General features: G+C 44.1%; 1 protein-coding gene. It reads right to left on the reverse strand.

Features of this window, described 5'->3' with window-relative positions:
- Positions 1 to 154: 154 nt before the first annotated feature.
- Entirely contained in the window at positions 155 to 1138 is a 984-nt protein-coding gene (locus PSE7429_RS20475; protein WP_009625572.1) for an SPFH domain-containing protein, read from the reverse strand.
- Between the last annotated feature and the right edge of the window lie 362 nt (positions 1139 to 1500).

The raw sequence follows: 1500 nt of genomic DNA on the forward strand, positions 1-1500 counted from the left end.
AGTTGCGGCGCGAAGCGCCGCAACTCTCTATTGGGTTTGGTTTTTGTCCTAACATTACTGACTATAGCTACAAAAGCCTTGCTTTGAGAAAGGGTTTGCTACGCAAACCCTTTCTCAAATCCCGTTTCAAATTATCTCGAACTTACGTTAATTTTTATTTAGTCCAATCTTGGGTGGGTAGATCGCTCGGATCAATAGGAGTATCCACGATTGATTTCAATCCTTCTAAGGTCGAAGGTAGCGATCGCGGATCCATAAACATCACCTTGCTACTGCCACTAGAACCAACAGTTGTAGCCATAGTGAGATAGCTTTGTGCTAACAAAAATTGCAAAGCCTCATTGGCTTGGGGATGCCCTTTCATAGACTGCAACAAAACCTGCATCGCTTGAGCCGTCCCCTGAGCCTTTAATACCTGCTCCTGTCGCTCCGCTTCAGCTCGCAAAATCCTTGATTGTTTCTGTCCTTCAGCTTCGAGGATCGCCGCTTTCTGAGAAGCTTCAGCATTAAGCAGTTGGGAGTCTGCTAAACCTCTAGCTTTGTTAATTGCTGCCTCGCGATCGCCTTCCGAAGTAAGAATGGCGGCGCGTTTTTTACGCTCGGCAGTCATTTGCAGTTCCATCGACTCCTGCACCGCCTTAGCAGGCAGGATATCACGCAACTCGACCCGCGTTACCTTCACGCCCCAAGGTTCGGTGGCATCATCGAGATCACGCAGTAGCAGTTCGTTGATTTTATTCCTCGCCGTAAAGGTTTCATCCAGTTCCAAGCTGCCTAACTCAGAGCGAATCTGGGTCAAAACAATATTAATAATTGCTTGGCGGAGATTTTCTACGCGGTAATAGGCTTTTTCCATATCAACGACTCGCCAATAGACCACGGCATCAGCGGTAATCGGCACATTGTCACGGGTGATGCATTGTTGAGCGGGAATATCTAATACTTGTTCTTTGATTGAGCCTTTGTAGCTTACGGTATCAATAAAAGGCAGGATAAAGTGGGGACCCGCAGGAAGCTTGCGTTTATATTTCCCAAAGGATGCAACTAGGGCTTCTTCGCCTTGGTTGACGATTTTAAAAGATGCACCTCCCATCCCAAAAAATACACCCGCACCAATTACAAAACTCCATAAGTCCATAGTGTTTTTCCTGTGAAAGACTAAAGTTTAATAATGCCGATTTTATATTGAGGCGTATCGCTTGAGCCGTTAACTCTTCTTCCAAATTATCTGGAAGCGTAATTGTCAAAGTTTTAGCCATAGCTTTCGTCAGATTGGATTGTAATCATTTTAGGTCACAAATCTAAAAACCTAAAATCAATAGTTTTATGTCTCAATGTCTAATGCAGCTAAGCGATCGCGTAATTTCTGCACCTCCAGATCAGCAATTTCTGCTCTCTGAGTTTGTACTTGCAAAAGTCATTTCAAAAATGACACTGGGAACTTTCCCTGTTTCCCAAATTTTGTAATTGTCTTAGGGCTGTTGCGGAATATCAAAAATT

Origin of the sequence: Pseudanabaena biceps PCC 7429, from assembly GCF_000332215.1 — a bacterium.
GTDB classification, from domain to species: domain Bacteria; phylum Cyanobacteriota; class Cyanobacteriia; order Pseudanabaenales; family Pseudanabaenaceae; genus Pseudanabaena; species Pseudanabaena biceps.

Excerpts from the sequence above, each read along its gene's own strand:
- PSE7429_RS20475 (WP_009625572.1), bottom strand. The coding sequence starts at position 1,138 with ATGGACTTATGGAGTTTTGTAATTGGTGCGGGTGTATTTTTTGGGATG.